The sequence below is a fragment of the Streptococcus sp. AM43-2AT genome, from assembly GCF_003603405.1.
Classification (GTDB): domain Bacteria; phylum Bacillota; class Bacilli; order Lactobacillales; family Streptococcaceae; genus Streptococcus; species Streptococcus ilei.
In genome coordinates this window covers 532403-553136 of record NZ_QTND01000001.1, presented here as the reverse complement: position 1 = coordinate 553136, position 20734 = coordinate 532403, and the positions used below count along the sequence as shown (strand labels likewise).

Annotated in this window: 24 protein-coding genes; 22 read left to right on the top strand and 2 right to left on the bottom strand. The window is 43.5% G+C overall.

Annotated features, from left to right (window positions below; all coding sequences use genetic code 11):
* Positions 1–186 precede the first annotated feature (186 nt).
* The 22 genes from hemW to ldcB all read left to right on the top strand — a co-directional run bounded on the left by hemW (position 187) and on the right by ldcB (position 19095).
* Positions 187–1317 carry a radical SAM family heme chaperone HemW gene (gene hemW / locus DW930_RS02765; RefSeq protein WP_023023014.1) on the top strand — a complete coding sequence of 377 codons (1131 nt, stop codon included), beginning with the start codon at positions 187–189 and terminating at the stop codon, positions 1315–1317.
* A gap of 3 nt (positions 1318–1320) precedes the next feature.
* Positions 1321–2079 carry an acyl-ACP thioesterase domain-containing protein gene (locus tag DW930_RS02760; RefSeq protein ID WP_023023016.1) on the top strand — a complete coding sequence of 253 codons (759 nt, stop codon included), beginning with the start codon at positions 1321–1323 and terminating at the stop codon, positions 2077–2079.
* Positions 2061–2765: a hypothetical protein gene (locus DW930_RS02755; protein ID WP_207801596.1), complete on the top strand. Its 705-nt coding sequence runs from the start codon at positions 2061–2063 to the stop codon at positions 2763–2765. Before DW930_RS02760 ends, DW930_RS02755 begins: the two co-directional genes overlap by 19 nt.
* A complete protein-coding gene (locus tag DW930_RS02750; RefSeq protein ID WP_023023020.1) occupies positions 2755–3525 on the top strand; it encodes a TIGR01457 family HAD-type hydrolase in 771 nt (256 codons plus the stop codon). Before DW930_RS02755 ends, DW930_RS02750 begins: the two co-directional genes overlap by 11 nt.
* The gene (locus DW930_RS02745) at positions 3518–4147 is read left to right on the top strand and encodes a TIGR01906 family membrane protein (protein ID WP_123159268.1); all 630 of its coding nucleotides are present in this window, start codon (positions 3518–3520) and stop codon (positions 4145–4147) included. The genes DW930_RS02750 and DW930_RS02745 overlap by 8 nt, the downstream gene beginning before the upstream one ends.
* Positions 4148–4159: 12 nt before the next feature.
* Positions 4160–5119, top strand: a complete 960-nt coding sequence (locus DW930_RS02740) for a CPBP family intramembrane glutamic endopeptidase (RefSeq protein ID WP_123159267.1) — start codon at positions 4160–4162, stop codon at positions 5117–5119.
* Positions 5120–5523: 404 nt separating this feature from the next.
* Entirely contained in the window at positions 5524–5931 is a 408-nt protein-coding gene (locus DW930_RS02735) for a hypothetical protein (protein ID WP_123159266.1), read from the top strand.
* Positions 5932–6110: 179 nt separating this feature from the next.
* Complete coding sequence (locus tag DW930_RS02730; RefSeq protein WP_123159265.1) at positions 6111–6599, top strand: Imm6 family immunity protein; 489 nt, start codon at positions 6111–6113, stop codon at positions 6597–6599.
* A 28-nt stretch (positions 6600–6627) separates the two neighbouring features.
* Complete coding sequence (locus tag DW930_RS02725; protein ID WP_123159264.1) at positions 6628–7107, top strand: hypothetical protein; 480 nt, start codon at positions 6628–6630, stop codon at positions 7105–7107.
* Between the two features lie 152 nt (positions 7108–7259).
* A complete protein-coding gene (locus tag DW930_RS02720) occupies positions 7260–7925 on the top strand; it encodes a PoNe immunity protein domain-containing protein (RefSeq protein ID WP_123159263.1) in 666 nt (221 codons plus the stop codon).
* A gap of 40 nt (positions 7926–7965) precedes the next feature.
* Positions 7966–8436 carry a hypothetical protein gene (locus DW930_RS02715; protein ID WP_123159262.1) on the top strand — a complete coding sequence of 157 codons (471 nt, stop codon included), beginning with the start codon at positions 7966–7968 and terminating at the stop codon, positions 8434–8436.
* A 136-nt stretch (positions 8437–8572) separates the two neighbouring features.
* Entirely contained in the window at positions 8573–10393 is a 1821-nt protein-coding gene (gene uvrC, locus DW930_RS02710; RefSeq protein WP_123159261.1) for an excinuclease ABC subunit UvrC, read from the top strand.
* A 106-nt stretch (positions 10394–10499) separates the two neighbouring features.
* Positions 10500–11336, top strand: a complete 837-nt coding sequence (locus tag DW930_RS02705) for a metallophosphoesterase family protein (protein ID WP_123159260.1) — start codon at positions 10500–10502, stop codon at positions 11334–11336.
* Between the two features lie 79 nt (positions 11337–11415).
* Complete coding sequence (locus tag DW930_RS02700; RefSeq protein WP_123159259.1) at positions 11416–12021, top strand: nitroreductase family protein; 606 nt, start codon at positions 11416–11418, stop codon at positions 12019–12021.
* A 136-nt stretch (positions 12022–12157) separates the two neighbouring features.
* Positions 12158–13564 carry a dipeptidase PepV gene (gene pepV / locus DW930_RS02695; protein WP_123159258.1) on the top strand — a complete coding sequence of 469 codons (1407 nt, stop codon included), beginning with the start codon at positions 12158–12160 and terminating at the stop codon, positions 13562–13564.
* A 52-nt stretch (positions 13565–13616) separates the two neighbouring features.
* A complete protein-coding gene (locus tag DW930_RS02690) occupies positions 13617–14210 on the top strand; it encodes a uracil-DNA glycosylase family protein (protein WP_123159257.1) in 594 nt (197 codons plus the stop codon).
* Positions 14211–14243: 33 nt separating this feature from the next.
* A complete protein-coding gene (locus tag DW930_RS02685) occupies positions 14244–14735 on the top strand; it encodes a prolyl-tRNA synthetase associated domain-containing protein (protein ID WP_123159256.1) in 492 nt (163 codons plus the stop codon).
* Positions 14736–14756: 21 nt separating this feature from the next.
* Positions 14757–15038 (top strand): rhodanese-like domain-containing protein, encoded by a 282-nt coding sequence (locus DW930_RS02680; RefSeq protein WP_023026738.1) that lies wholly within the window; start codon positions 14757–14759, stop codon positions 15036–15038.
* A 98-nt stretch (positions 15039–15136) separates the two neighbouring features.
* Positions 15137–16438: a DUF6574 domain-containing protein gene (locus DW930_RS02675; RefSeq protein ID WP_123159255.1), complete on the top strand. Its 1302-nt coding sequence runs from the start codon at positions 15137–15139 to the stop codon at positions 16436–16438.
* A gap of 82 nt (positions 16439–16520) precedes the next feature.
* Positions 16521–17162 carry a hypothetical protein gene (locus tag DW930_RS02670; RefSeq protein ID WP_023026740.1) on the top strand — a complete coding sequence of 214 codons (642 nt, stop codon included), beginning with the start codon at positions 16521–16523 and terminating at the stop codon, positions 17160–17162.
* Positions 17163–17165: 3 nt separating this feature from the next.
* Positions 17166–18311, top strand: a complete 1146-nt coding sequence (locus DW930_RS02665) for a hypothetical protein (RefSeq protein ID WP_123159254.1) — start codon at positions 17166–17168, stop codon at positions 18309–18311.
* Between the two features lie 10 nt (positions 18312–18321).
* Positions 18322–19095 carry an LD-carboxypeptidase LdcB/DacB gene (gene ldcB / locus DW930_RS02660; RefSeq protein ID WP_123159253.1) on the top strand — a complete coding sequence of 258 codons (774 nt, stop codon included), beginning with the start codon at positions 18322–18324 and terminating at the stop codon, positions 19093–19095.
* 101 nt (positions 19096–19196) lie between these two features.
* On the opposite strand, the gene DW930_RS02655 is transcribed toward ldcB, so the two are convergent.
* Both DW930_RS02655 and DW930_RS02650 read right to left on the bottom strand, forming a co-directional pair.
* Positions 19197–19439 carry a type B 50S ribosomal protein L31 gene (locus DW930_RS02655; RefSeq protein WP_023023047.1) on the bottom strand — a complete coding sequence of 81 codons (243 nt, stop codon included), beginning with the start codon at positions 19437–19439 and terminating at the stop codon, positions 19197–19199.
* 222 nt (positions 19440–19661) lie between these two features.
* The gene (locus tag DW930_RS02650; RefSeq protein ID WP_123159252.1) at positions 19662–20663 is read right to left on the bottom strand and encodes a hypothetical protein; all 1002 of its coding nucleotides are present in this window, start codon (positions 20661–20663) and stop codon (positions 19662–19664) included.
* Positions 20664–20734: the final 71 nt, after the last annotated feature.

The window sequence follows — 20734 nt, the reverse complement described above, 5'->3', positions numbered from 1 at the left end:
GAGATAGAACAAGCAGTCCACTAAATAAAGTATCTTATTTAACGAAACTTAGTTGTTCATATCTCCTTACCTCCGAATGTGATTAGCTTTATTCTATTCCTTTCATTCCTTCTTGTCAAGGAAATCCTTGCTTTCCCCTTTCTTTTCTGCTCTGGTTTTGGTGCGAAATGTGGTATAATAAAGGTTATGCAAGCTAAACCGTCCTCTGCCTATGTGCATATTCCATTTTGTACCCAGATTTGTTATTATTGTGACTTTTCTAAGGTTTTTATCAAGAATCAGCCGGTCGATGCCTATCTGGAACACTTGATCCAGGAGACTCGATCGTATGAGATTGGCAAACTTCGGACTCTCTACATCGGTGGAGGGACTCCGACAGCTCTGTCCGCCCAACAACTGGCCTATCTCTTGACAGAATTGCCCAAGGTTATGGACCTATCGGAAGTAGAAGAGTTTACCATCGAAGCAAATCCTGGAGATCTGGATCCGGATAAGATCGCAGTTCTCAAGGAGTCTCAGGTCAATCGGGTCTCTCTGGGTGTCCAAACCTTTGATAACAAGATGCTGAAAAAGATCGGTCGGAGTCACCAGGAGCAGGATATCTATGACAATATCCGCCACCTCAAGCAGGCAGGATTTGACAATATTTCGATTGATTTGATCTATGCTCTGCCGGGTCAGACCATGGACCAGGTCAAGGAAAATGTCGCCAAGGCGATCGACTTGGACATCCCCCACATGAGTCTCTATAGTTTGATTTTAGAAAACCAAACGGTCTTTATGAACCGCATGCGACGGGGCAAGCTTCCTCTCCCCAAAGAAGAGTTGGAAGCGGAGATGTTTGAGTACATCATTGAGGAACTGGAAAAAGCAGGCTTTGAGCACTATGAGATTTCCAATTTCTCCAAGCCTGGCTTTGAAAGTCGCCACAATCTGGTCTATTGGGATAATGCAGAATACTATGGCCTGGGAGCTGGTGCTTCCGGCTATGTCGATGGGATTCGCTACAAGAATCATGGCCCAATCCGGCATTACCTGGAGGCTGTTGAGGCTGGTAAGGCACGGATTACAGAGGAGCACCTGACACTGGAAGAGAAGATGGAAGAGGAGTTGTTCCTCGGTCTACGGAAAAAGACAGGTGTGTCTAAGGCACGTTTTGAAGAAAAATTTGGTATCTCCTTTGACCAACGCTATGGACAAGTGGTGGCCAGTCTAACGGAGCAGGGACTCTTGGTTCCAGATGACAAGCAAGTGCGGATGACTAAGAGAGGCTTGTTCCTTGGTGATACCGTAGCAGAGAAATTTATATTGGAGTAAACGATGGCTAAAATTTATCAGTATGACATGAAAGTCCCCTTTGATATGAGCGATGTGAATGGCTTTATCAAAATGCCACAGCTCATCCTCTTGTCCTTGCAAGTCTCAGGCATGCAGTCGATGGAGATTGGTATCAGTGACAGGGACCTGCTCGAACAGTACAATCTAGTCTGGATCATCACCGACTATGACATCACGGTTCATCGCCTGCCGGTCTTTGATGAACAGATTACCATTGAGACTCAGGCCCTGGCCCACAATCGTCTCTTTTGCTACCGTTCCTTTGTGGTCAGAGACCAGAATGGGGAAGCTATCGTCGAGATGGTGGCCACCTTTGTCTTGATGGATCGGGATAGTCGTAAGGTCCAATCCGTACCGGAGGAGATTACCGATCCATATGAGTCACCGTTTGAGAAGAAGATCCGCCGTGGTCCACGCTATCCAGAACTGAATGGGGCCATGGAGCAGAACTACCATGTACGTTTCTATGATTTAGACATGAACGGCCATGTGAACAACAGCAAGTACCTAGACTGGGTCTTCGAAGTGATGGGAGCAGAATTCCTAACCCAGCATATCCCTAAACGGGTCCACCTCAAGTATGTTAAGGAGGTCCTGCCTGGGGGCATGATTACCTCTAGCGTTGAGCGAGAAGGGATGATCAGCAATCATGTCATCTCATCAGAAGGCCAAGTACACGCCCAAGCCCTCATCACTTGGGAAGAAATAGATAAGGAAACATTATGGAAAAAAGAAGATTAAAACAGAAAAAAGAAGACTTGATGGAGGTTCAACGACGGGTTGTTGCCTATGCTCGTCGTAAGAAAAATCCTCTCTATGTATTGGGAGATGGTTTCTTAACCTTAGTCGCAGCCTTTTATATCTTTATTGAGGAAGCGATTCGTTTTGTACGCTACCGATTGAGTTTTGAAGACTTTCTTCGTTTTCTCAAGGAAGATGTACGCTGGTATCGTGTTTGGATTCATTTGATTTTGGCCTTTATCCTGCCTGTCGTCGTCTTTTCTTTGAGTATCACTAGCCAATCAGGTAGTTTTTGGAGTAACTTCTTTGATAAGCTCTCACAAGGTGTTCTCTTCAGTACGACTGTCAGCCTCGCAGCGACTTTAATGACAGATTTCATTGAGACCATGAAGCCTATTCAGGCTGGCAAAGAGACTAATGAGGAAAAAGAAACTGGCGTCTATACCATTACCATTGATCAGGCTAAGATTGGTGGCTTAATGGTGACCATCGTCATCTTGATGATTTCATCCTTCCTCTTTACTCAGGCTGGAAAAGCAAGTATCAATTTCTTCGGTCTGGTCCTTCAATTTGCTTTATACGGGGCTTGCTTGCTTCTGTATGGAGCAGGTGGCCAGTTTCAATTTCAGGAGAAAGAAGCAGAGGAATTAAGTGAAAAAGGAGACCAAGAATCCCGTGACTTATAAGGGTTATTTAATTGACTTAGATGGAACTATCTATAAAGGGAAAGAGCGGATTCCAGCTGGGGAAGCCTTTGTCCACGAATTGCAAGAGCGTCAGATCCCCTACCTCTTTGTGACCAACAATACCACGCGGACGCCAGAAATGGTCCAAGAGATGCTGGCAGGCCAATTCAACATCGAAACGCCGCTGGATACCATCTATACAGCGACACTAGCAACCATTGATTATATGGTGGATATGAATCTTGGAAAAACCGCCTATGTCATTGGAGATGTTGGCTTGAAACAAGCCATTGCTGAGGCAGGTTTCGTCGAAGATACCGTCAATCCAGCCTATGTCGTGGTGGGTCTCGACTGGGAAGTGGACTATGAGAAATTCTCTATCGCTACCTTAGCCATTCAAAAGGGAGCACATTTCATCGGGACCAATCCTGACCTCAATATCCCGACAGAGCGGGGAATGATGCCAGGGGCAGGAGCCCTAAATGCCCTGATCGAAGCGGCAACGCGCGTGAAGCCAACCTTTATCGGTAAGCCCAATGCCATCATTATGGACAAGGCCATCGCTCACCTGGGACTAGAACGCGAAGAAGTGGTTATGGTGGGAGACAATTACCTGACTGACATCCGGGCAGGAATTGACAATGGCATTCCTACTTTACTGGTGACAACTGGCTTTACCAAGCCAGAAGAAGTGCCAGACCTGCCCTTGCCACCAACGCATGTCCTATCTAGCTTAGCGGAGTGGGATTTCGATGCGTGATCGGTTAAAGGTAACGGGCTTTGTCCTCTGGCTCTTAGCAACAGTGATTTTAGGGACCATTCTCGTAGCCTGGTTGATTTATCCCATGGAGATTAGCTGGTTACGAATTCAGAATCGGACCGGTTTGACTCCTGCAGTCATTCAGAAGAACTTTCAAGTCCTCATGCAGTATTTGACCAGTCCTTTTACTTGGAAGCTGGAGATGCCAGATTTTCCATCCTCTCCAGATGGCCTCCATCATTTTCAAGCAGTCAAGTACCTCTTTCACCTGACCCAGGCCTTCTTCCTGGTTTTGTTGCCAGTGGCTATACGATTTATTCGAACGGTCATGTGGAAAGGATACGCAGGTCTCTATCGCCCTTTATTTGGTGGGATGGTTCTCTTGCCTATCGTCATAGGAGGAGTGACCCTCTTTATTGGCTTTGATCAATTCTTTACCCTCTTTCACCAAATCCTCTTTGTCGGAGATGCTACTTGGCTCTTTGATCCCTACAAGGATCCCATCATATTAGCTCTTCCGGAGGACTATTTCCTACATGCCTTTCTGATTTTCTTTGTTCTCTATGAGGGGGCTTTTGGATGGTGCTACGGATGGAGCCGGAAAACAAAAACAGTAGATTAGCGGAGTGAATGGATGAAACAGTTTAATCGATTTTTAGATCCCAAAAAGGATTTGGGGAGCTTTTCGGGGATGGTTTGTCTCTATCTCTTGGTCATGGTCTTTGTTAGCATCATTTTGACCTTTGCCATTACCCTCTTTATGTTTGGACGGTATGGATTGGAGATGGCAGAGAAGCAGGAGTATGTAGAAAATCTCATCAATGGGAATGGGATTAGCTATCTAATATCTGTCAGTATAGGAGTCCTTCTATTTGCCCTCTATCGGCAAGGCTCCCTCTTTAAAGGAGATGTGAGACAAAAGGGACGCAAGATGACCTGGCAGACTTTCTTAGTCTTCATTGCCTTCTTGGGGTTCTCCCAGTTGGCTTCTAGCGCCTTATCTCAACTCTTAGACCACATGATGGGAACCCTGGGCTTTTACAAGCCTCAAGAGGACATGTCTGAGCAACTCAGCCAGTCTTGGAGTCTCTTGCTCTATGCGACCCTGATCGGTCCTATCACAGAGGAATTGGTTTTCCGGGCCGCTGGACTGAGAGCATTAGAAAAGTATGGAAAAGTCTTTGCAATCGTCATGACAGCTATCGCTTTTGGACTCTTTCATGCCAATTTTGATCAGTTGTTCTTCGCGACCATTATTGGTTTAGGCTTTGGCTACTTGACCTTCGAATATTCGATCTGGTGGGCTATTTTCTACCATATCTTTAACAACCTGGTCCTCTCGCAAGGACTTCATTACCTCGGCACGCATGTCAATATGAATGTAGCCGAGTGGGTTCAAATTCTGGTCTTTTTAGGTGGAACCATCGCCTTTACCATCGTTTTGATTTTAAAAAGAAAAGCTATTTTTCACTACATTCAAGAAAACCGACCAGCACCTGGTGTCTTCCAAAGAAGCTTGTATTCCTTCTGGTTCTGGGTCTTGGTCCTTGGGACAACTCTGATGTCCTTACTTCCTTATTTAAAAGGCTATTAATCTCAAAGAGGGATCGTTTTCGATCCCTCTTTGATTGAAGATAAATTCTTCTGAAAAACTTTCCTTAGGTGAGTACGGACGTCAGCGAACTTCAAGGAAGTTCCATGACTTAGTTTTGAGCCCCTTCGCTCTTTAATTTCTGGGCTCAGGCTAAAACAGTTCCCAAAACTGTTTTACTCTCAAAACTCCTGAGTGCCTGAAATTCGAATTGTTTCAGGCACTTTTCTCACGGCAGAAAGTTTTTTATCCTCTTAATTGACTAAAAAAGTCATTTTTTTATAAATATCTAACTATTTTACTTAAAACAATAGTCTGTCTCCATTATAATAGAGAGAGTCGAAGTGGAAAGATAAAACTTGGAAATAAGGAATTTTAAAATATAAAAATTGGAGGAATGTCTACTGATGAAAAATAAATCTAAAAAATGGAAATGGTTTTTGTTGATTATTCCTGCACTTATGATTTTAGGGATTATCACGACTACTCTTGATGAGATGAAATCAAAAGATGGAATTTATTATCTGACAGTAAAAAATGAATCTACTAAAACAGCCTCACTAGATAAAACATCATGGATAAAAATAGAAGGAGAGCAGATCACTCTAAAGGAAGGTAGTTCAGAACGTACCTACTCTTATGATACTGAAAATGATGAATTTGTTAGAGATTCTGTGAAGTATTCTTGTTTGATATATGATGGAATTTTAACACTTTCAGGAGATCAACCACAAGATGAACTGCCTGAATATGTCAGCTCTGAAAGTAGTTGGTATTCAGGATATGAAAAAGGACAAGTCGAGATAAAGGATTGAGATTGGATGTCTGATCTATCTTTTAAACATTATTTTTAACTTGGTGAAGGCGAATATAAAAATCACAGACATAATGCAGAGAGGCTAATACCTCTCTTTTTTGCTATAATAGAGAAAGTAATAATAATATAGAATCTCTGTAAGGACAATATAAGGGCAGGTTACTTGAGGATAAATTGATGAAATGGAATGCGAACTTACTACAATTTTTTCAAAAGTTAACTTACAATCTAGTGGATTATATTAGCGATAAGGATTATAAGGAGTTTGTTCGTGAATCCTTGAAGCTCTCAAGTCAAGCACTGGCTAACAATAGTGTGATTAGTCCCGATATTCTTTATGGTCGATTGGAAAATCTGGATGAGTATGATATCTTGACTTTTATGGAACTGGACAAGGAGACGAATCCTCTTGTGTGGAGCTGTATTGCCAATTGTTTTGCTTTGATTTGTTATCATTTGTATCAGCAATCTGGAGAAAAGTATCTTCCCCAAATAATTGAAAGTGTTGATGAGGAAACGATAGAAGCTTATGTTTCGAGTTACCAGCAACTGATAGCTGAAAACCAAAAATTAGCGGACCAACTATTAGCACTAGACCTTGAAACGATTTTGAATGATCCATTGGTTGACAATTACTTTGGGAGAGCTGAAATTAAGAATGATTAGGTTGATAGAAAGAACGGTTTAAAAAATAATGGAAATAAATCATCAGACCTTTGGTAAACTAATATTTAATTACGGTTGGACAAAAGATATTTCTCTAGAGATTTTCAATAAGCACCATGTTTTGGAAATCAATATTGATGCGGATGAAGATGCTGCATTTGAAATTAATCAGGAAAAAGCTTACAGATTTTTCAATAATCACTTAGATGAAATAGTAAAAGAGGTAAATTCTGCAATTATATCTTATTACAATCGTGAGATATCGGATATTGTTTCAAGTTACACGAATCAGATCGAAAAAAAATATTTTTTAGATATCATTGGAGACAAAGATAAGATTTATTCTTTGTTGCAACCAAAGCAAATCATGTTTCCTTTAACTTTTGACGAAAGTATTGAAGAGTTTGGGTTCTTATGTGAGTGTGATTGGGATAAAGAAAATGGTGTAGGAATAAAATTTGTTAATGGCGTATTGTCTGAAATTGGTTTTCAGGATATACTCCTTTAAGGATATGTTATTTAATATTTTTTTGTTGTTTTTATATTTATTGATGAAATCTGCAAGATCAAAGGAATTTTTGATAAATGCTTGAAGGAGTTGGAATACTTCACATATGATTGTTGGTGCAAGGTAAATAGGACGAGAAAAGGAGTTACCGCATGTTAAGAGATAAACACAAAGATCAGGCGTATTTTGAAGGACGATTGAATCGTGTGCAAGAGCGCTTAAAAAAGAAAACAAGTAAAACTAAATATATCATGAAAGATTATCTACAAGTCCATTACCAATTTTTGGTTTTGTTCAATGAAGAATTAGTAAAACTTTCCTATTCTATAGGGTCTTCGAAAGAGGAGATTTTTCCCTATTATCAAGGGATTCTGTCTTATCTCAAACTCATTGCCTCAGAGGGAGTTCCATTTGACTTGGCAGTTAACATCTTTTCCTTGGGAGTTCTTTACAGTGAGCGCAAGGAAGAGTTTTTGGATGATTTGAAAGCTATCTATGCGCAGATGGACCATACAGATGGCTTGATTGAGTACTACATGACCTACCTATTCCATGATAAGATAGTTCCTTTTCATTCGATTTTAGAGTATCAAAATATGATAGAAGATACTTATGAGAGTGTAGTCAAAGCCCAAGGATTTTGGTATTATAGCCATTCAAATGAACCTTGGTATGGGACACATAATTATGATGATAGAGGTTATGATGGCTACTGGAGTTTCGACACTGCTGCAACCTGCAAGATCAAAGGAAATTACGACGAACGCTTGAAGGAGTTGGAGTACTTTCCTTATGACCTCCTACTCCAAGAAAAATAACCCTGAATTTGAAAGATAAGTCGATCGAAAGGGGAGAAAAATGAAGATCCATGCCGATGTGATAAATGCATTAAAAAATTTAGATTTTTTGAAAGAAGAAAGAACAACAAATCTACCAATCATTCAATTAAAATCTGTTAAAGACGCAGAGAAGAATATAAATAGTTTGAAGTGGGAGAATTTTGTGTTAGAGAAAGATGGTGATTTTAGTGTTTATCTTTGTAAAAACCATAGTGACATTTATAAACACTGGAATTCACTGGCAATAAGTGCAAAAGAGGAAATCATTCCTCAAATTGAAGAACGATTAGATAACCTGATTGCAGATAGTAAACTGCTAGAATCCATGAAAGATCAGATTAAATTTGATATTGTTGGCCTGGCCATTTACCTAACCATCAAAAAAGAGATACCTCAAGTTGAGTCACCATTTTTTGATGAGTTGTATGCTTTATACCAATCAGGCTACATCCCTTGTGGTTATGCCAAGGGGTGCTATAAGGTTCTATAAGAAAAATGAAAAATACAAGTTCTATTTGGACCGGTCAATTTTCAGATGTTATTTTTGTTAAATTATCAATCAATTTAATAGATTATAGAGAGGTTGGACAAGTGCTAGACCTCCCTTTTTTGCTATAATAGAGGGTATGAATAACTTGATTAAATCCAAGCTCGAGCTCTTGCCGACGAGTCCGGGCTGTTACATTCACAAAGATAAGAACGGTACCATTATCTATGTGGGGAAGGCCAAGAATCTTCGCAATCGGGTGCGGTCCTATTTCAGAGGAAGCCACGATACCAAGACGGAAGCCCTGGTATCTGAGATTGTGGATTTTGAGTTTATCGTCACTGAGTCCAATATTGAGGCCTTGCTTCTCGAGATCAACCTCATCAAGGAGAACAAGCCCAAGTACAATATCATGCTCAAGGACGACAAGTCCTATCCCTTCATCAAGATTACCAATGAGCGCTATCCGCGTCTCATCATCACGCGCCAGGTCAAAAAGGATGGCGGTCTCTATTTCGGTCCCTATCCAGACGTAGGGGCGGCCAATGAGATTAAGCGGCTCTTGGATCGGATTTTCCCATTCCGTAAGTGTACCAATCCGCCTTCCAAGGTTTGCTTTTACTACCATTTAGGCCAGTGTATGGCCCATACTGTCTGTCACAAGGACGAGGCCTATTTCAAGGGCATGGCCCAGGAGGTTTCTGATTTCCTTAAGGGGCAGGATGACAAGATTATCGATGAGCTCAAGCTCAAGATGACTACCGCTGCGCAAAACATGGAATTTGAGCGGGCTGCAGAGTATCGGGATCTAATCCAGGCTATTGGGACCCTGCGGACCAAACAGCGGGTCATGGCCAAGGATTTGCAGAACCGGGATGTTTTTGGCTACTACGTAGACAAGGGCTGGATGTGTGTGCAAGTCTTCTTTGTCCGTCAGGGCAAACTGATCGAGCGCGATGTCAATCTCTTCCCTTACTACAATGATCCGGACGAGGATTTCTTGACCTATGTGGGACAGTTTTATCAGGAGAAATCTCACCTAATTCCCAATGAGATTTTGATCCCTCAAGATATTGATGAAGAAGCGGTCAAGGCCCTAGTGGATACCAAGGTTCTCAAGCCCCAGCGAGGGGAGAAGAAGCAGTTGGTCAATCTGGCCATCAAGAATGCCCGTGTTAGTCTGGAGCAGAAGTTCAATCTCCTTGAAAAATCCATGGAGAAGACCCAAGGGGCTATTGAAAATCTTGGAAAACTTCTGCAAATTCCGACCCCAGTGCGGATTGAATCTTTTGATAACTCCAACATCATGGGGACCAGTCCGGTTTCAGCTATGGTCGTCTTTGTCAATGGGAAGCCAAGCAAAAAGGACTACCGCAAGTACAAGATCAAAACTGTCATTGGGCCAGATGACTATGCCAGCATGCGGGAAGTCATTCGCAGACGCTATAGCCGGGTTATGCGGGATGGCCTGACGCCACCAGACCTGATTGTTATCGATGGGGGTCAGGGCCAGGTCAATATTGCTAAGCAAGTCATTCAAGAAGAGTTGGGACTGGACATTCCCATCGCAGGCCTGCAAAAGAATGACAAGCACCAGACTCACGAATTGCTCTTTGGTGATCCTCTTCAAGTTATCGAACTCTCTCGGACCTCGCAGGAATTTTTCCTTCTCCAGCGGATCCAGGATGAAGTTCACCGTTTTGCCATCACTTTCCACCGCCAGCTACGGTCCAAGAATTCCTTCTCCTCCCAGTTGGACGGTATCGAAGGCTTGGGTCCAAAACGCAAGCAGTTGCTGATGAAGCACTTCAAGTCACTGACAAAGATCAAAGAAGCCACTGTAGATGAGATCGTCACAGTCGGCATCCCACGAGCAGTGGCGGAGGCGGTGCAAGCCAAGCTCCATCAAGGAAAGCAGGAAGAAGCAAGTCCGTTGATGGAAGTGGCGGAGCCCTCCTAAGGATTTGAGTAATTGCACCATCCATTTTCATGGATGGTTTTTACGTTTTACTTCTAATTTTGTTATACTTAATGCACACAGATTTTTGATCGATAAAGGAGTAGTTATGAACCATCGAATCGCTATTTTATCTGATATCCACGGGGATACAAGAGCCCTGGAGGCAGTGATTGCGGATGCGCGTGCTCAAGGCGCGACGGAATACTGGCTTTTAGGGGACATTTTGTTACCAGGTCCAGGAAGAGAGGATCTTTTTGATTTGCTGGATGCGATTCCTATTACAGCGGCTGTTCGTGGAAATTGGGATGATTGTGTCCTAGAGGCTTTGGATGGCGAATACGGGCTTGAGGATCCGCAGGAGATCCAGATGCTTCGTCTCACTCAGTATGTTATGGAAGGACTGGATCCTAAGCGGATTGATTGGCTTCGCTCGCTTCCTCTAATGGAGAAGAAGGAGGTCAATGGAATTCGCTTTTCCCTGACCCACAACTTGCCAGAAAAGAATTATGGTGGGGACTTGCGTCCAGCTAATGCGACGGAGAACTTTGACCAATTGCTCGATGACCAGACCGATGTGGCCATCTACGGTCATGTCCACAAGCAGTTGCTTCGCTATGCTAGTCAGGGTCAGCAAATCATCAATCCCGGCACCATTGGTATGCCTTATTTTGACTGGATGCCCCTACAAAACCATCGGGCCCAGTATGCGCTGATCGATGTTGAAGAAGATGGGGTGACCAACCTGCAATTCCGCAAGGTAGCTTACGACTATGAAGCAGAGCTCCAAGATGCCAAAGATAAGGGACTTCCCTTTATTGAGATGTACGAAGAATTGAGACGAGAGGATAATTATCGGGGCCATAACAAAGAACTCCTCGCAAGTCTTAATAAGAAGTATGGTTATGACCAAGATGTCAAGAACTTCTATGACTTTCTCTCCTAAAAGATCAATGAAAAAACTCTGCAAGCTCTTTCATTTTGTGTTAAAATAGAGGTAATAGAATTAGAAAAGGAAGTTGATTATGAAATTCCTAGAACTCAACAAAAAACGTCATGCGATCAAGCATTTCACAGACCAGCCGGTCGATCCAAAGGATGTGCGGACAGCTATTGAAATTGCGACCTTGGCTCCAAGTGCGCACAATAGCCAACCATGGAAATTCGTGGTCGTTCGCCAGAAAAATGCGGAATTGGCAAAAGTAGCTTATGGTGGGAACTATGATCAAATCATGGAAGCACCTGTGACCATCGCTCTCTTCACGGATACTGATTTGGAACGTCGGGCTCGGAAGATTGCGCGTGTCGGTGGGGTCAAGAACTTCACAGAGGAGCAGTTGCAATACTTCATGCAAAACCTTCCTGCAGAATTTGCTCGCTACAATGAACAACAGATCAGCGATTACTTGGCATTAAATGCTGGATTGGTCGCGATGAACTTGGTATTGGCCTTGACTGACCAAGGGATTGGCTCTAACATCATCCTTGGCTTTGACAAATCAAAAGTCAATGAAGTCTTGGAAATCGAAGAGCGTTTCCGTCCAGAACTCTTGATCACAGTCGGTTACGCAGCGGAGAAGGTGGAACCTAGCTACCGCTTACCAGTAGACGAAATCATTGAAAAACGCTAATAAAAACAGGAAGAACCGGATGGTCTCGTCTCGTACGATACAAGTCCGGTTTTCTAGAATCCTTTGGTAGGCTGGTGGACAGTCGCTGATAGTGATTCTAGAGTGTTCAATTTAAATCGAACTAACGGAGGAATGCATGACAACAATTGACTTTAAAGCAGAAGTAGAAAAACGTCGCGAAGAAATGATGGCTGACCTTTTCAGCCTTTTAGAAATCAACTCAGAACGGGATGATAGCCAGGCAGATGCGACTCACCCTTATGGACCTGGTCCAGTCAAAGCCCTTGAGAAATTCTTGGAAATTGCTGAGCGTGATGGCTACGAGACAACCAATGTGGACAACTATGCTGGACACTTCACCTTTGGACAAGGGGAAGAAGAGCTCGGGATTTTTGCCCACATGGACGTGGTGCCTGCAGGTAGTGGCTGGAATACAGACCCTTACAAACCTGAGATTATCGATGGCAAGCTCTATGCGCGTGGTTCATCAGATGATAAAGGGCCTACAGTAGCTTGTTACTACGGTTTGAAGATTATCAAGGATCTGGGGTTACCTGTATCTAAGCGCGTGCGCTTTGTGGTAGGTACAGATGAAGAGTCTGGTTGGGGCGATATGGACTACTATTTCAAACATGTCGGTCTTCCTGATCCAGACTTTGGTTTCTCTCCAGATGCTGAATTCCCAATCATCAACGGGGAAAAAGGAAACATTACCGAGTATCTTCATTTTGGTGGTCAAAACTCAGGTCAAGCGCATCTTCACAGCTTCACCGGTGGCCTACGTGAAAACATGGTACCTGAGTCAGCGACAGCAGTCGTTTCTGGTCAATTACCAGATCTATCAGACCTTCTAGATGCCTTTACTAAGCAACACCAGCTTCAGTATGAAATCTCAACCGTTGATGAAGAAACTTATACTATCACCTTTATCGGGAAATCTGCCCACGGCTCTACTCCAGAAGCTGGGATCAATGGAGCAACTTACTTGGCTCTCTTCTTGAACCAGTTTGACTTCGGTGGAGATGCCAAAGCTTACTTACAAGTGTCAGCTTCTCTTCTTCATGATGACTTTACTGGTGAAAAGCTTGGCATTGCCCATACAGATGAAAAGATGGGGGCTCTCAGCATGAATGCGGGTGTCTTCAACTTCGACGAAAATAGCTCAGATAACACCATTGCCTTGAACATTCGTTACCCTAAAGGAACAGATCCAGAAATCATCAAAGCTGGTCTTGAAAAAGTTGAAGGAGTGGCATCCGTTAGCTTGTCAGCTCACGGCCACACCCCTCACTATGTTCCAATGGAAGATGAATTGGTCTCAACGCTTTTGCGTGTCTATGAAAAACAAACCGGACTGAAAGGTCATGAGCAAGTAATCGGTGGCGGAACCTTTGGTCGTCTATTAAAACGTGGGGTTGCCTTCGGTGCCATGTTCCCAGACTATGTGAACACTATGCACCAAGCCAATGAATTTACGGACGTAGAAGATCTCTACCGTGCAGCTGCAATCTACGCAGAAGCCATCTACGAACTCATCAAATAAGACGCTACTCAGTCGGCACTTGCTGGCTGAGTTTTTGCTTAGAGGAGGAGAAATGAAGCAACTAGAGCAGATCAAAAAAGCCATCATGGCTGATCCACAAAACAAAGACTATACGGATAAGGGGATCGAGCCCTTGTTTGCGGCACCAAAGACAGCTCGAATCAATATTATCGGACAGGCACCTGGCCTTAAGACACAGGAAGCAGGCCTCTACTGGAAGGACAAGAGTGGGGACCGCTTAAGGGAATGGTTAGGAGTCGATGAAGAGACCTTCTACCATTCGGGATTATTTGCGGTCATTCCCATGGACTTTTATTTCCCAGGTCATGGCAAGTCAGGAGATCTGCCACCTCGCAAGGGCTTTGCGGAAAAGTGGCATCCTCAACTCCTCAAAGAGTGTCCAGATATTGAGTTGACCCTCTTGATTGGCCAGTACGCCCAAGCCTACTATCTTCATGAGAAGGTCAGTGGCAAGGTGACAGAGCGGGTGAGACGGTACAAGGACTACCTGCCTGACTATTTCCCTCTGGTCCACCCTTCTCCTCGCAATCAGATCTGGATGGCCAAGAATCCTTGGTTTGAGGCAGAAGTGGTGCCGGCTCTCCGGTCTCGAGTCCAGCAGATTATAGCCGAACATACAAAATAATAGTTAGTGATAATTGTAAAAGGAGGTATTTCCATGGATCCATATCAAAAAGTCAAAGACAAATTAGACGAACTCGGGATTGAATTTGATGTGGTGGAACACCCACCAGCATTCACGACTGAGCAGGCCGATTCTTATATTGAAGGTCTCGAAGGGGTCCGGACAAAGTCCATGTTTTTGACCAACAAAAAGAAAACCCAGTACTATCTGCTCATCATGGATGACCAGAAACTCTTAGACATGGATGACTTCAAAGAGCAAGTAGGAGCCAATCGGATACGTATGGCTTCAGCTGAATCTCTAGCAGAAAAAATGCAATTACCAGCTGGGACGGTATCCCCATTTGGTTTGTTAAACAATGCAGAAAAGGATATTCTCGTCTATTTTGATCAGGACATTGTGTCAGAGGAGATCATGACCTTCCATCCTAACACCAATGAAAAGACCATTTTTATCAAAACCCAAGACCTATTCCGTTTTTTAGAGTCCATTGATTTTAAATACGAAATACTAACCTTGCCATAGTGGCATCAAAAAGGAGAAATCATGAAAGAAATTCCATTTAATGACTTTTTAGCAAAGTACCAAGTTGGAGAGATCCAAGTCGTCGATGTCCGTGAGCAGGAGGAATACGATGCCCTTCATCTGGACGGAGTGACCTTGCTTCCCTTATCCGTGTTGGCAGAACGGTATTCAGAACTAGACAAGGAGCAAGCCTATTATGTCATCTGCAAGTCTGGCCGGCGCTCAGCCCGTGCCTGCCAATTTTTGGAAGAAGAGGGCTATGATGTGACCAACGTCCAAGGTGGCATGGATGCATTTGAATAGTTGGGATGCTCTAGACAGTTGATTCCTGTAGAATATTGAATTATAGCTAAAATTTTTATATAATATATCTGTATTTTATTTTATAAGGAGATTATTTTATGATCAAACAGGATTGGCTTGATTACTTTGAAGCTGTGAACGGTCGTTCAGCAACTGAAGCAGAGATCGCACAAGCATTGGCTGCAGGTGAGTTCCAAGAAGAACAGGCAGCTCAAGAAGCTTCACAATTTGTAGGTGCTCCAGTAGCTCCAGACCAAGCAAGCGCTGGCTTCGTCGCTGCTCCAGTAGCACCAGAAGAAGTGGCTTCACAATTTGCTACTGCTCCAGAAGCACCAGCTCAAGAAGCAGCTTCACAATTCGCGGCTGCTCCAGAAGCACCAGTACAAGAAGCGCCACAATTCACAGCTGCTCCAGAAGCGCCAGCACAAGAAACGCCACAATTTGCTGCTGCGCCAGAGGTACCAGTACAAGAAGCACCTCAATTTGCTGCTGCGCCAGAAGCGCCAGTCCAAGAAGCGCCACAATTTGCTGCTACTCCAGAAGCACCAGTACAAGAAGCACCACAGTTCGCTACTGCTCCAGAAGCACCAGTACAAGAAGCGCCACAATACACTGCTGCGCCAGAAGGACCAGCATTTGGTGCTCAACCAAATAGCTTCCAGCAAGCACCTCAACAACAGCCGCAACCAGGATTTGGTCAACCGGCTCCGGGTCAAGCTCCAGGTCAAGGCTTCCAGCAAGCACCTTATCCAGGACAACCTCAACCAGGTCAAGCTTATTATGCACAACCTGCCCAACCAAATGCCTTTGGACAAGCAATGAAAGGATTCTGGTCATGGTTCGTTTCTGCTTTGGTTCGTCCAACAGTAGAAACTCAACCAAGAGTATTGAATGGTATCCTTCATTATGTCTTGACTGCATTTATCCTTAGCCTCTCACTTTTCTTCGTGGCGAGTGCCTTCCCTTACGCTGAAGTTGGATTTACAGCTTACCTATTGATTGTCATTGTAACTTTCTTTACAATTTATGTTACGCAATTAACTGGTTTCTTGGTTCGTAACCTTGTCTTGCAAGATAAAGAATACACCTACAAACGTTCATTCGATGAGTTTACTCGCTTGTCTATCTATGCCTTGCCAGCATCCCTCATTGTCTTGATTTTTTCTCTAGTCAAGTACTTTGAAGGATTTATCTTCCTTCGATCGTTAATCTTCTTTCTCTATTTCTTAGGCTTGCTCTATACTGTTTACCAAGGTTTGAACAGAACAAAATTCAAGGCTGACAAATTCTTGTTGCTCCTTGCTTCTTCAGCAGTCATTCTAGTCATCTTCACAATTGTTGGCATCATTGACAGACGTATTTTAGAACAAGTATCTATCTATATCGCTTCCTTCTTCTAATTAGATAGGAACCTGATCATAAAATTCTTGTTCATATTCATATCGGGATAAAAAATATTTTAGGTTTTAGGAGAACATACCGATGAACAAAAAATGGGTAGAATTATTTGAAAAAGTAATCGGTCGCAAACCTACTCCTGAAGAATTCATTGCCGGAAGAGATTCCGGCTTTGATTTTAAGGCAATCAAATCGATTGCTGGAGTAGCTATTGATCAAGTGGCTTCAGAAGCGCCAGGACTAGGAGTGCAGGAGTCAGTAGAAGCGGTTGTAAATCCTCTTCAACTTGCTTGGGAAGAGCATTTTATCGCCCTCTATGGACGTTCACCGCTTCCAGAAGAGATTGAATCTGCTCGAAGCCAGAATTTTGAAATCGTAGAAGCACCTGCTCCGACGATTAACTTGGAAGAGACCAATCAGACAACGCAGGTCTTCGCACCAGTGGAGAATCCATCAGAGACCCCAGAAAACTTGTCCCAGCCAGTTGAAGCTCTAGCGCCAGCAGAGGCTCCAGAGCAAGAAGAAGCTGTCAAGAAAGGCAAGGAAAAGAAAGAAAAGAAAGTCAAAAAAGAGAAAAAAGGCAAGAAAAAGAAAGTCTTCTTCTTCAGTATTTTGGCTTTGTTGGTCTTGGCCTTGTCTGGTCTAGGCTATTACTTCTCATCAACTACAGGCCCACAGGTGACAGTGGATAAATTGGTCACAGCCATTGAACAAAAGGATTACTGAGAAGTGGCGAGCATTCTTTCTACTGACAAGGATAAGTGGACCAAGGAAGAAGCTCAAGGCTTGCTAGACTATATGACCTCTCAGAAGATCGATGTCATCTACGAATTAGATCATATCGCTCAGTCTTCAAAAACAGGTAGCATCAAGGACAAAAATCAGAATCTACTGATCGGAATTGAGAAGGCGGATAAGAAATTCGGTATCTTCCAAGAATACCGCATCGCGACCTATCCACTTGAAGTCACAGCGGTTACGAATCTGGATGATGCCAAGCTTAAGACCAGCGAAAAAGAGTCGACAGTGCTCAAAAAGAACCAAACGACCAAACTTGGAGAGGTTCACTTTGCGCCACGAGACATGCAACTAGATGGTAAGACAGAAGTTGGAAAAATCTCTAGTGAGGTCAAACTAGACCCAGCTCAGGCTTCTAAGAATAAGCTGAACTTGACCTTCAATTCTGAAAAACGTCTTCTCGAAATTGAATTCCCAGAGGAAGTAAGCAATCCAACTGATATCAAGGTAGCAGTGAATGGTAAGGAAGTCGGCACAAGTACCTTATTTGAAGTCGATGTCGTAGCCCATCAAGAAATCGAAGTTCATGCAGTCTTTAGTGTCAATGGTGAGAGCTATACAACTGAAAAAGCTAAAGTCACGATCGTTGAAACTCCTGATGACGATGAAGTCATCACTTTGAAACTTTCTAAGGATGTGGCCAAACGATTGAAAGATGCAGAAACAGCTCGTAAAGCCAAGGAAGAAGAAGCCAAGAAGGCTGAAGAGAAGAAAACCTCTGTAACCTCCTTCCTCCAAGACTATCGCACAGAAGTCTTCTCATCTGTCTCAAGTAGATCCAACACCTACTCCAAGTACTATGACACGTCAAGTGACGCCTACAAGGAAATGGTGGAGTGGACAACAGGTGGTGGAGTCAAGAAGGCTGAAATCGACTACTATACACCAGGTGTTTTCAACGTTCTTAGCGTTACCGAAGAGAACGGAATGGTGATCGTGAAAACCCACGAAGAATATACTGTACATTATGTGACCAGCCGAAAAGATAGCCAGAGTAGCAAGGACAAGACCTATACCCTAAAACCAGTAGGGGATACTTACGTGATTACGGCTATTGCGGTCACAGCTGGTAATTAGGAGGTTTATGATGAAATTAAGCATGACAAAATGGACACTTGCTGGCCTTGTTCTTTTGAGCCTAGGCGCTTGTGGCCAACAGAAGGAATCAAAGAGCTCAACGCAAAAAGAGCCTACTTCCAGTAAGCAAGTCGCACAGTCATCAGCTAGTAAAGAAACCAGTGCTTCTGAAGCAACTTCGTCTGACGATAGCGAAAAGTCAAGGAAGAAGGCAGGCGAAGTCACGGTGGACCAGGGTGTTTCCTTTAATGGTTCTTATTACAGTGTCCAAGGAAAGTCTGGAGATATCGTCATCGCCAACAAGCACTACCCCTTAGCTGCAGACTACAATCCAGGTGAGGATCCAACAGCTGTTGCGGCCTTGCACGAGTTGATCGCGGCTATGCAGGCAGAAGGCTATGCTATCAGTGATCAGTATAGTGGTTTCCGCAGTTATGAGACCCAGGTTGATCTCTACCAAAGCTATGTCAATCAAGATGGGGCAGCAGCGGCAGATCGCTACTCAGCTCGTCCTGGCTATAGTGAGCACCAAACAGGTCTAGCATTTGACCTTATCGATACCAGTGGCAATCTCGTTCAAGAACCAGGCGCAAGCAAATGGTTGCTCAAGAACGCTGCCAAGTATGGCTTTATCGTCCGCTATCAAGAAGGGAAAGAAGCGAGCACAGGCTACATGCCTGAAAGCTGGCACCTTCGCTATATCGGAGAAGATGCAAAAGATGTCGCAGCCTCAGGTAAAAGCTTAGAAGAATACTTCAACTTTACCGGTGGCGACTACGAATAACAAGAAAACCGCTCTTTCAGGAAATCTGAAGGAGCGGTATTTTTGTGCTGGACAGGACAAGAAAAAACCACTGCCAAGTGGAAGTGGTTTTGATGGGTTTATTATTTGAGACCGTATTTTTTGTTGAAACGATCCACACGTCCATCTGCTTGAGTGAACTTTTGACGTCCAGTGTAGAATGGGTGTGAGTCTGATGAAATTTCAACACGGATCAATGGGTAAGTTTCACCTTCGAATTCAACAGTCTCGTTAGAGTACTTAGTTGAACCACTAAGGAACTTATAACCAGTAGTAGTGTCCATGAAGACAACAGGGCGATATTCTGGATGGATATCTTTTTTCATTTTGCAATAATTCCTTTCTGCCATGGTCTCTTTCCGAGCCATAGATTGTTACTAAGCTAGTGTATCAAAAACAAAAGAGTTTGGCAAGGATTTTTACCAAATTTTTCGCATTTTTATTAAGAAAAAAGTGGGAGAAGCTCATCCTATCAGACAAGCTTTTCCCACTCTGCCTAACAGTCCCAGTAAAGAAATGTTGGACATGTAAGATCAATAGAAATCTTTTTATTCTTGACCAGGTTCAGTAGTTGGCTGTTCTGGTTGTTGAGGTTGCTGTTGCTCTTGAGGTTGCCAAGGTTGTTGAGGCGCTTGTTGGAACCCTTGTTGAGGCTGTTGAGGTGCTTGTTGGAACCCTTGTCCTGGAGCAGGTTGACCAAATCCTTGTTGAGGCGCTTGTTGGAATCCTTGCTGAGGTTGTTGGAACCCTTGTCCTGGAGCAGGCTGACCAAATCCTTGTTGAGGTGCTTGTTGGAACCCTTGTCCTGGGGCAGGTTGACCAAACCCTTGTTGAGGTGCTTGTTGGAACCCTTGTCCTGGGGCAGGCTGACCAAACCCTTGTTGCGGTTGTTGCCATTGTTGTTGACCAGGTTGACCAAACCCTTGTTGAGGTGCTTGTTGGAACCCTTGTCCTGGAGCAGGTTGACCAAATCCTTGTTGAGGCGCTTGTTGGAATCCTTGTCCTGGGGCAGGCTGACCAAACCCTTGTTGTGGTTGTTGCCATTGTTGTTGACCAGGTTGACCTGGTTGTTGTGGTGATTGGACAGATGATGCAACAGACTGTGCGAATCCTCTACTTGTTGATGCAAGTTCTTGGAATGTCCCTTTAGTGATTTTACCACCAGACATCGCAAGAAGTCCTGTGACAACAAGAGCAATACTTGCAATGACTGCAATAATCAAACCAAAACCAATAGAAAAGCCATCACCGAATTCAGATGAAGCACCCAAAACTCTAAACATAGTGATGATCGTAATTAAGCTTTCAAGAATACCGATAGCAATGACACCAATGGAAAAATTCTTGTTCATTGGTGGAGCAATGTTTGGAAGGCAAGCTAGAACGATGGCACCAATAGCTAGGACAACGATGACCCATCCAAATTCACCTCGAATTCCACTGAAAGAATAACTTCCGAAGGATCCACCATTAATTGTACTCCACGGCAAAAAGGTAGAAATGGCAGTAAGAGCTGCTGCGACAATGATAAAAATACGATGTTTATGCATAAAACGTCTCCTTTTTTGTGATTATTATAGCATAAATAAGCTCAAACTGGAATGGAAATCTAAGAAATCGT

Excerpts from the sequence above, each read along its gene's own strand:
- DW930_RS02725 (WP_123159264.1), top strand. The coding sequence starts at position 6,628 with ATGGAAATAAATCATCAGACCTTTGGTAAACTAATATTTAATTACGGT.
- uvrC (WP_123159261.1), top strand. The coding sequence starts at position 8,573 with ATGAATAACTTGATTAAATCCAAGCTCGAGCTCTTGCCGACGAGTCCG.
- DW930_RS02755 (WP_207801596.1), top strand. The coding sequence starts at position 2,061 with ATGGAAAAAAGAAGATTAAAACAGAAAAAAGAAGACTTGATGGAGGTT.
- DW930_RS02735 (WP_123159266.1), top strand. The coding sequence starts at position 5,524 with ATGAAAAATAAATCTAAAAAATGGAAATGGTTTTTGTTGATTATTCCT.
- DW930_RS02650 (WP_123159252.1), bottom strand. The coding sequence starts at position 20,663 with ATGCATAAACATCGTATTTTTATCATTGTCGCAGCAGCTCTTACTGCC.
- ldcB (WP_123159253.1), top strand. The coding sequence starts at position 18,322 with ATGAAATTAAGCATGACAAAATGGACACTTGCTGGCCTTGTTCTTTTG.
- hemW (WP_023023014.1), top strand. The coding sequence starts at position 187 with ATGCAAGCTAAACCGTCCTCTGCCTATGTGCATATTCCATTTTGTACC.
- pepV (WP_123159258.1), top strand. The coding sequence starts at position 12,158 with ATGACAACAATTGACTTTAAAGCAGAAGTAGAAAAACGTCGCGAAGAA.
- DW930_RS02690 (WP_123159257.1), top strand. The coding sequence starts at position 13,617 with ATGAAGCAACTAGAGCAGATCAAAAAAGCCATCATGGCTGATCCACAA.
- DW930_RS02655 (WP_023023047.1), bottom strand. The coding sequence starts at position 19,439 with ATGAAAAAAGATATCCATCCAGAATATCGCCCTGTTGTCTTCATGGAC.
- DW930_RS02700 (WP_123159259.1), top strand. The coding sequence starts at position 11,416 with ATGAAATTCCTAGAACTCAACAAAAAACGTCATGCGATCAAGCATTTC.
- DW930_RS02705 (WP_123159260.1), top strand. The coding sequence starts at position 10,500 with ATGAACCATCGAATCGCTATTTTATCTGATATCCACGGGGATACAAGA.
- DW930_RS02685 (WP_123159256.1), top strand. The coding sequence starts at position 14,244 with ATGGATCCATATCAAAAAGTCAAAGACAAATTAGACGAACTCGGGATT.
- DW930_RS02680 (WP_023026738.1), top strand. The coding sequence starts at position 14,757 with ATGAAAGAAATTCCATTTAATGACTTTTTAGCAAAGTACCAAGTTGGA.
- DW930_RS02670 (WP_023026740.1), top strand. The coding sequence starts at position 16,521 with ATGAACAAAAAATGGGTAGAATTATTTGAAAAAGTAATCGGTCGCAAA.
- DW930_RS02730 (WP_123159265.1), top strand. The coding sequence starts at position 6,111 with ATGAAATGGAATGCGAACTTACTACAATTTTTTCAAAAGTTAACTTAC.
- DW930_RS02760 (WP_023023016.1), top strand. The coding sequence starts at position 1,321 with ATGGCTAAAATTTATCAGTATGACATGAAAGTCCCCTTTGATATGAGC.
- DW930_RS02720 (WP_123159263.1), top strand. The coding sequence starts at position 7,260 with ATGTTAAGAGATAAACACAAAGATCAGGCGTATTTTGAAGGACGATTG.
- DW930_RS02715 (WP_123159262.1), top strand. The coding sequence starts at position 7,966 with ATGAAGATCCATGCCGATGTGATAAATGCATTAAAAAATTTAGATTTT.
- DW930_RS02675 (WP_123159255.1), top strand. The coding sequence starts at position 15,137 with ATGATCAAACAGGATTGGCTTGATTACTTTGAAGCTGTGAACGGTCGT.
- DW930_RS02740 (WP_123159267.1), top strand. The coding sequence starts at position 4,160 with ATGAAACAGTTTAATCGATTTTTAGATCCCAAAAAGGATTTGGGGAGC.
- DW930_RS02745 (WP_123159268.1), top strand. The coding sequence starts at position 3,518 with ATGCGTGATCGGTTAAAGGTAACGGGCTTTGTCCTCTGGCTCTTAGCA.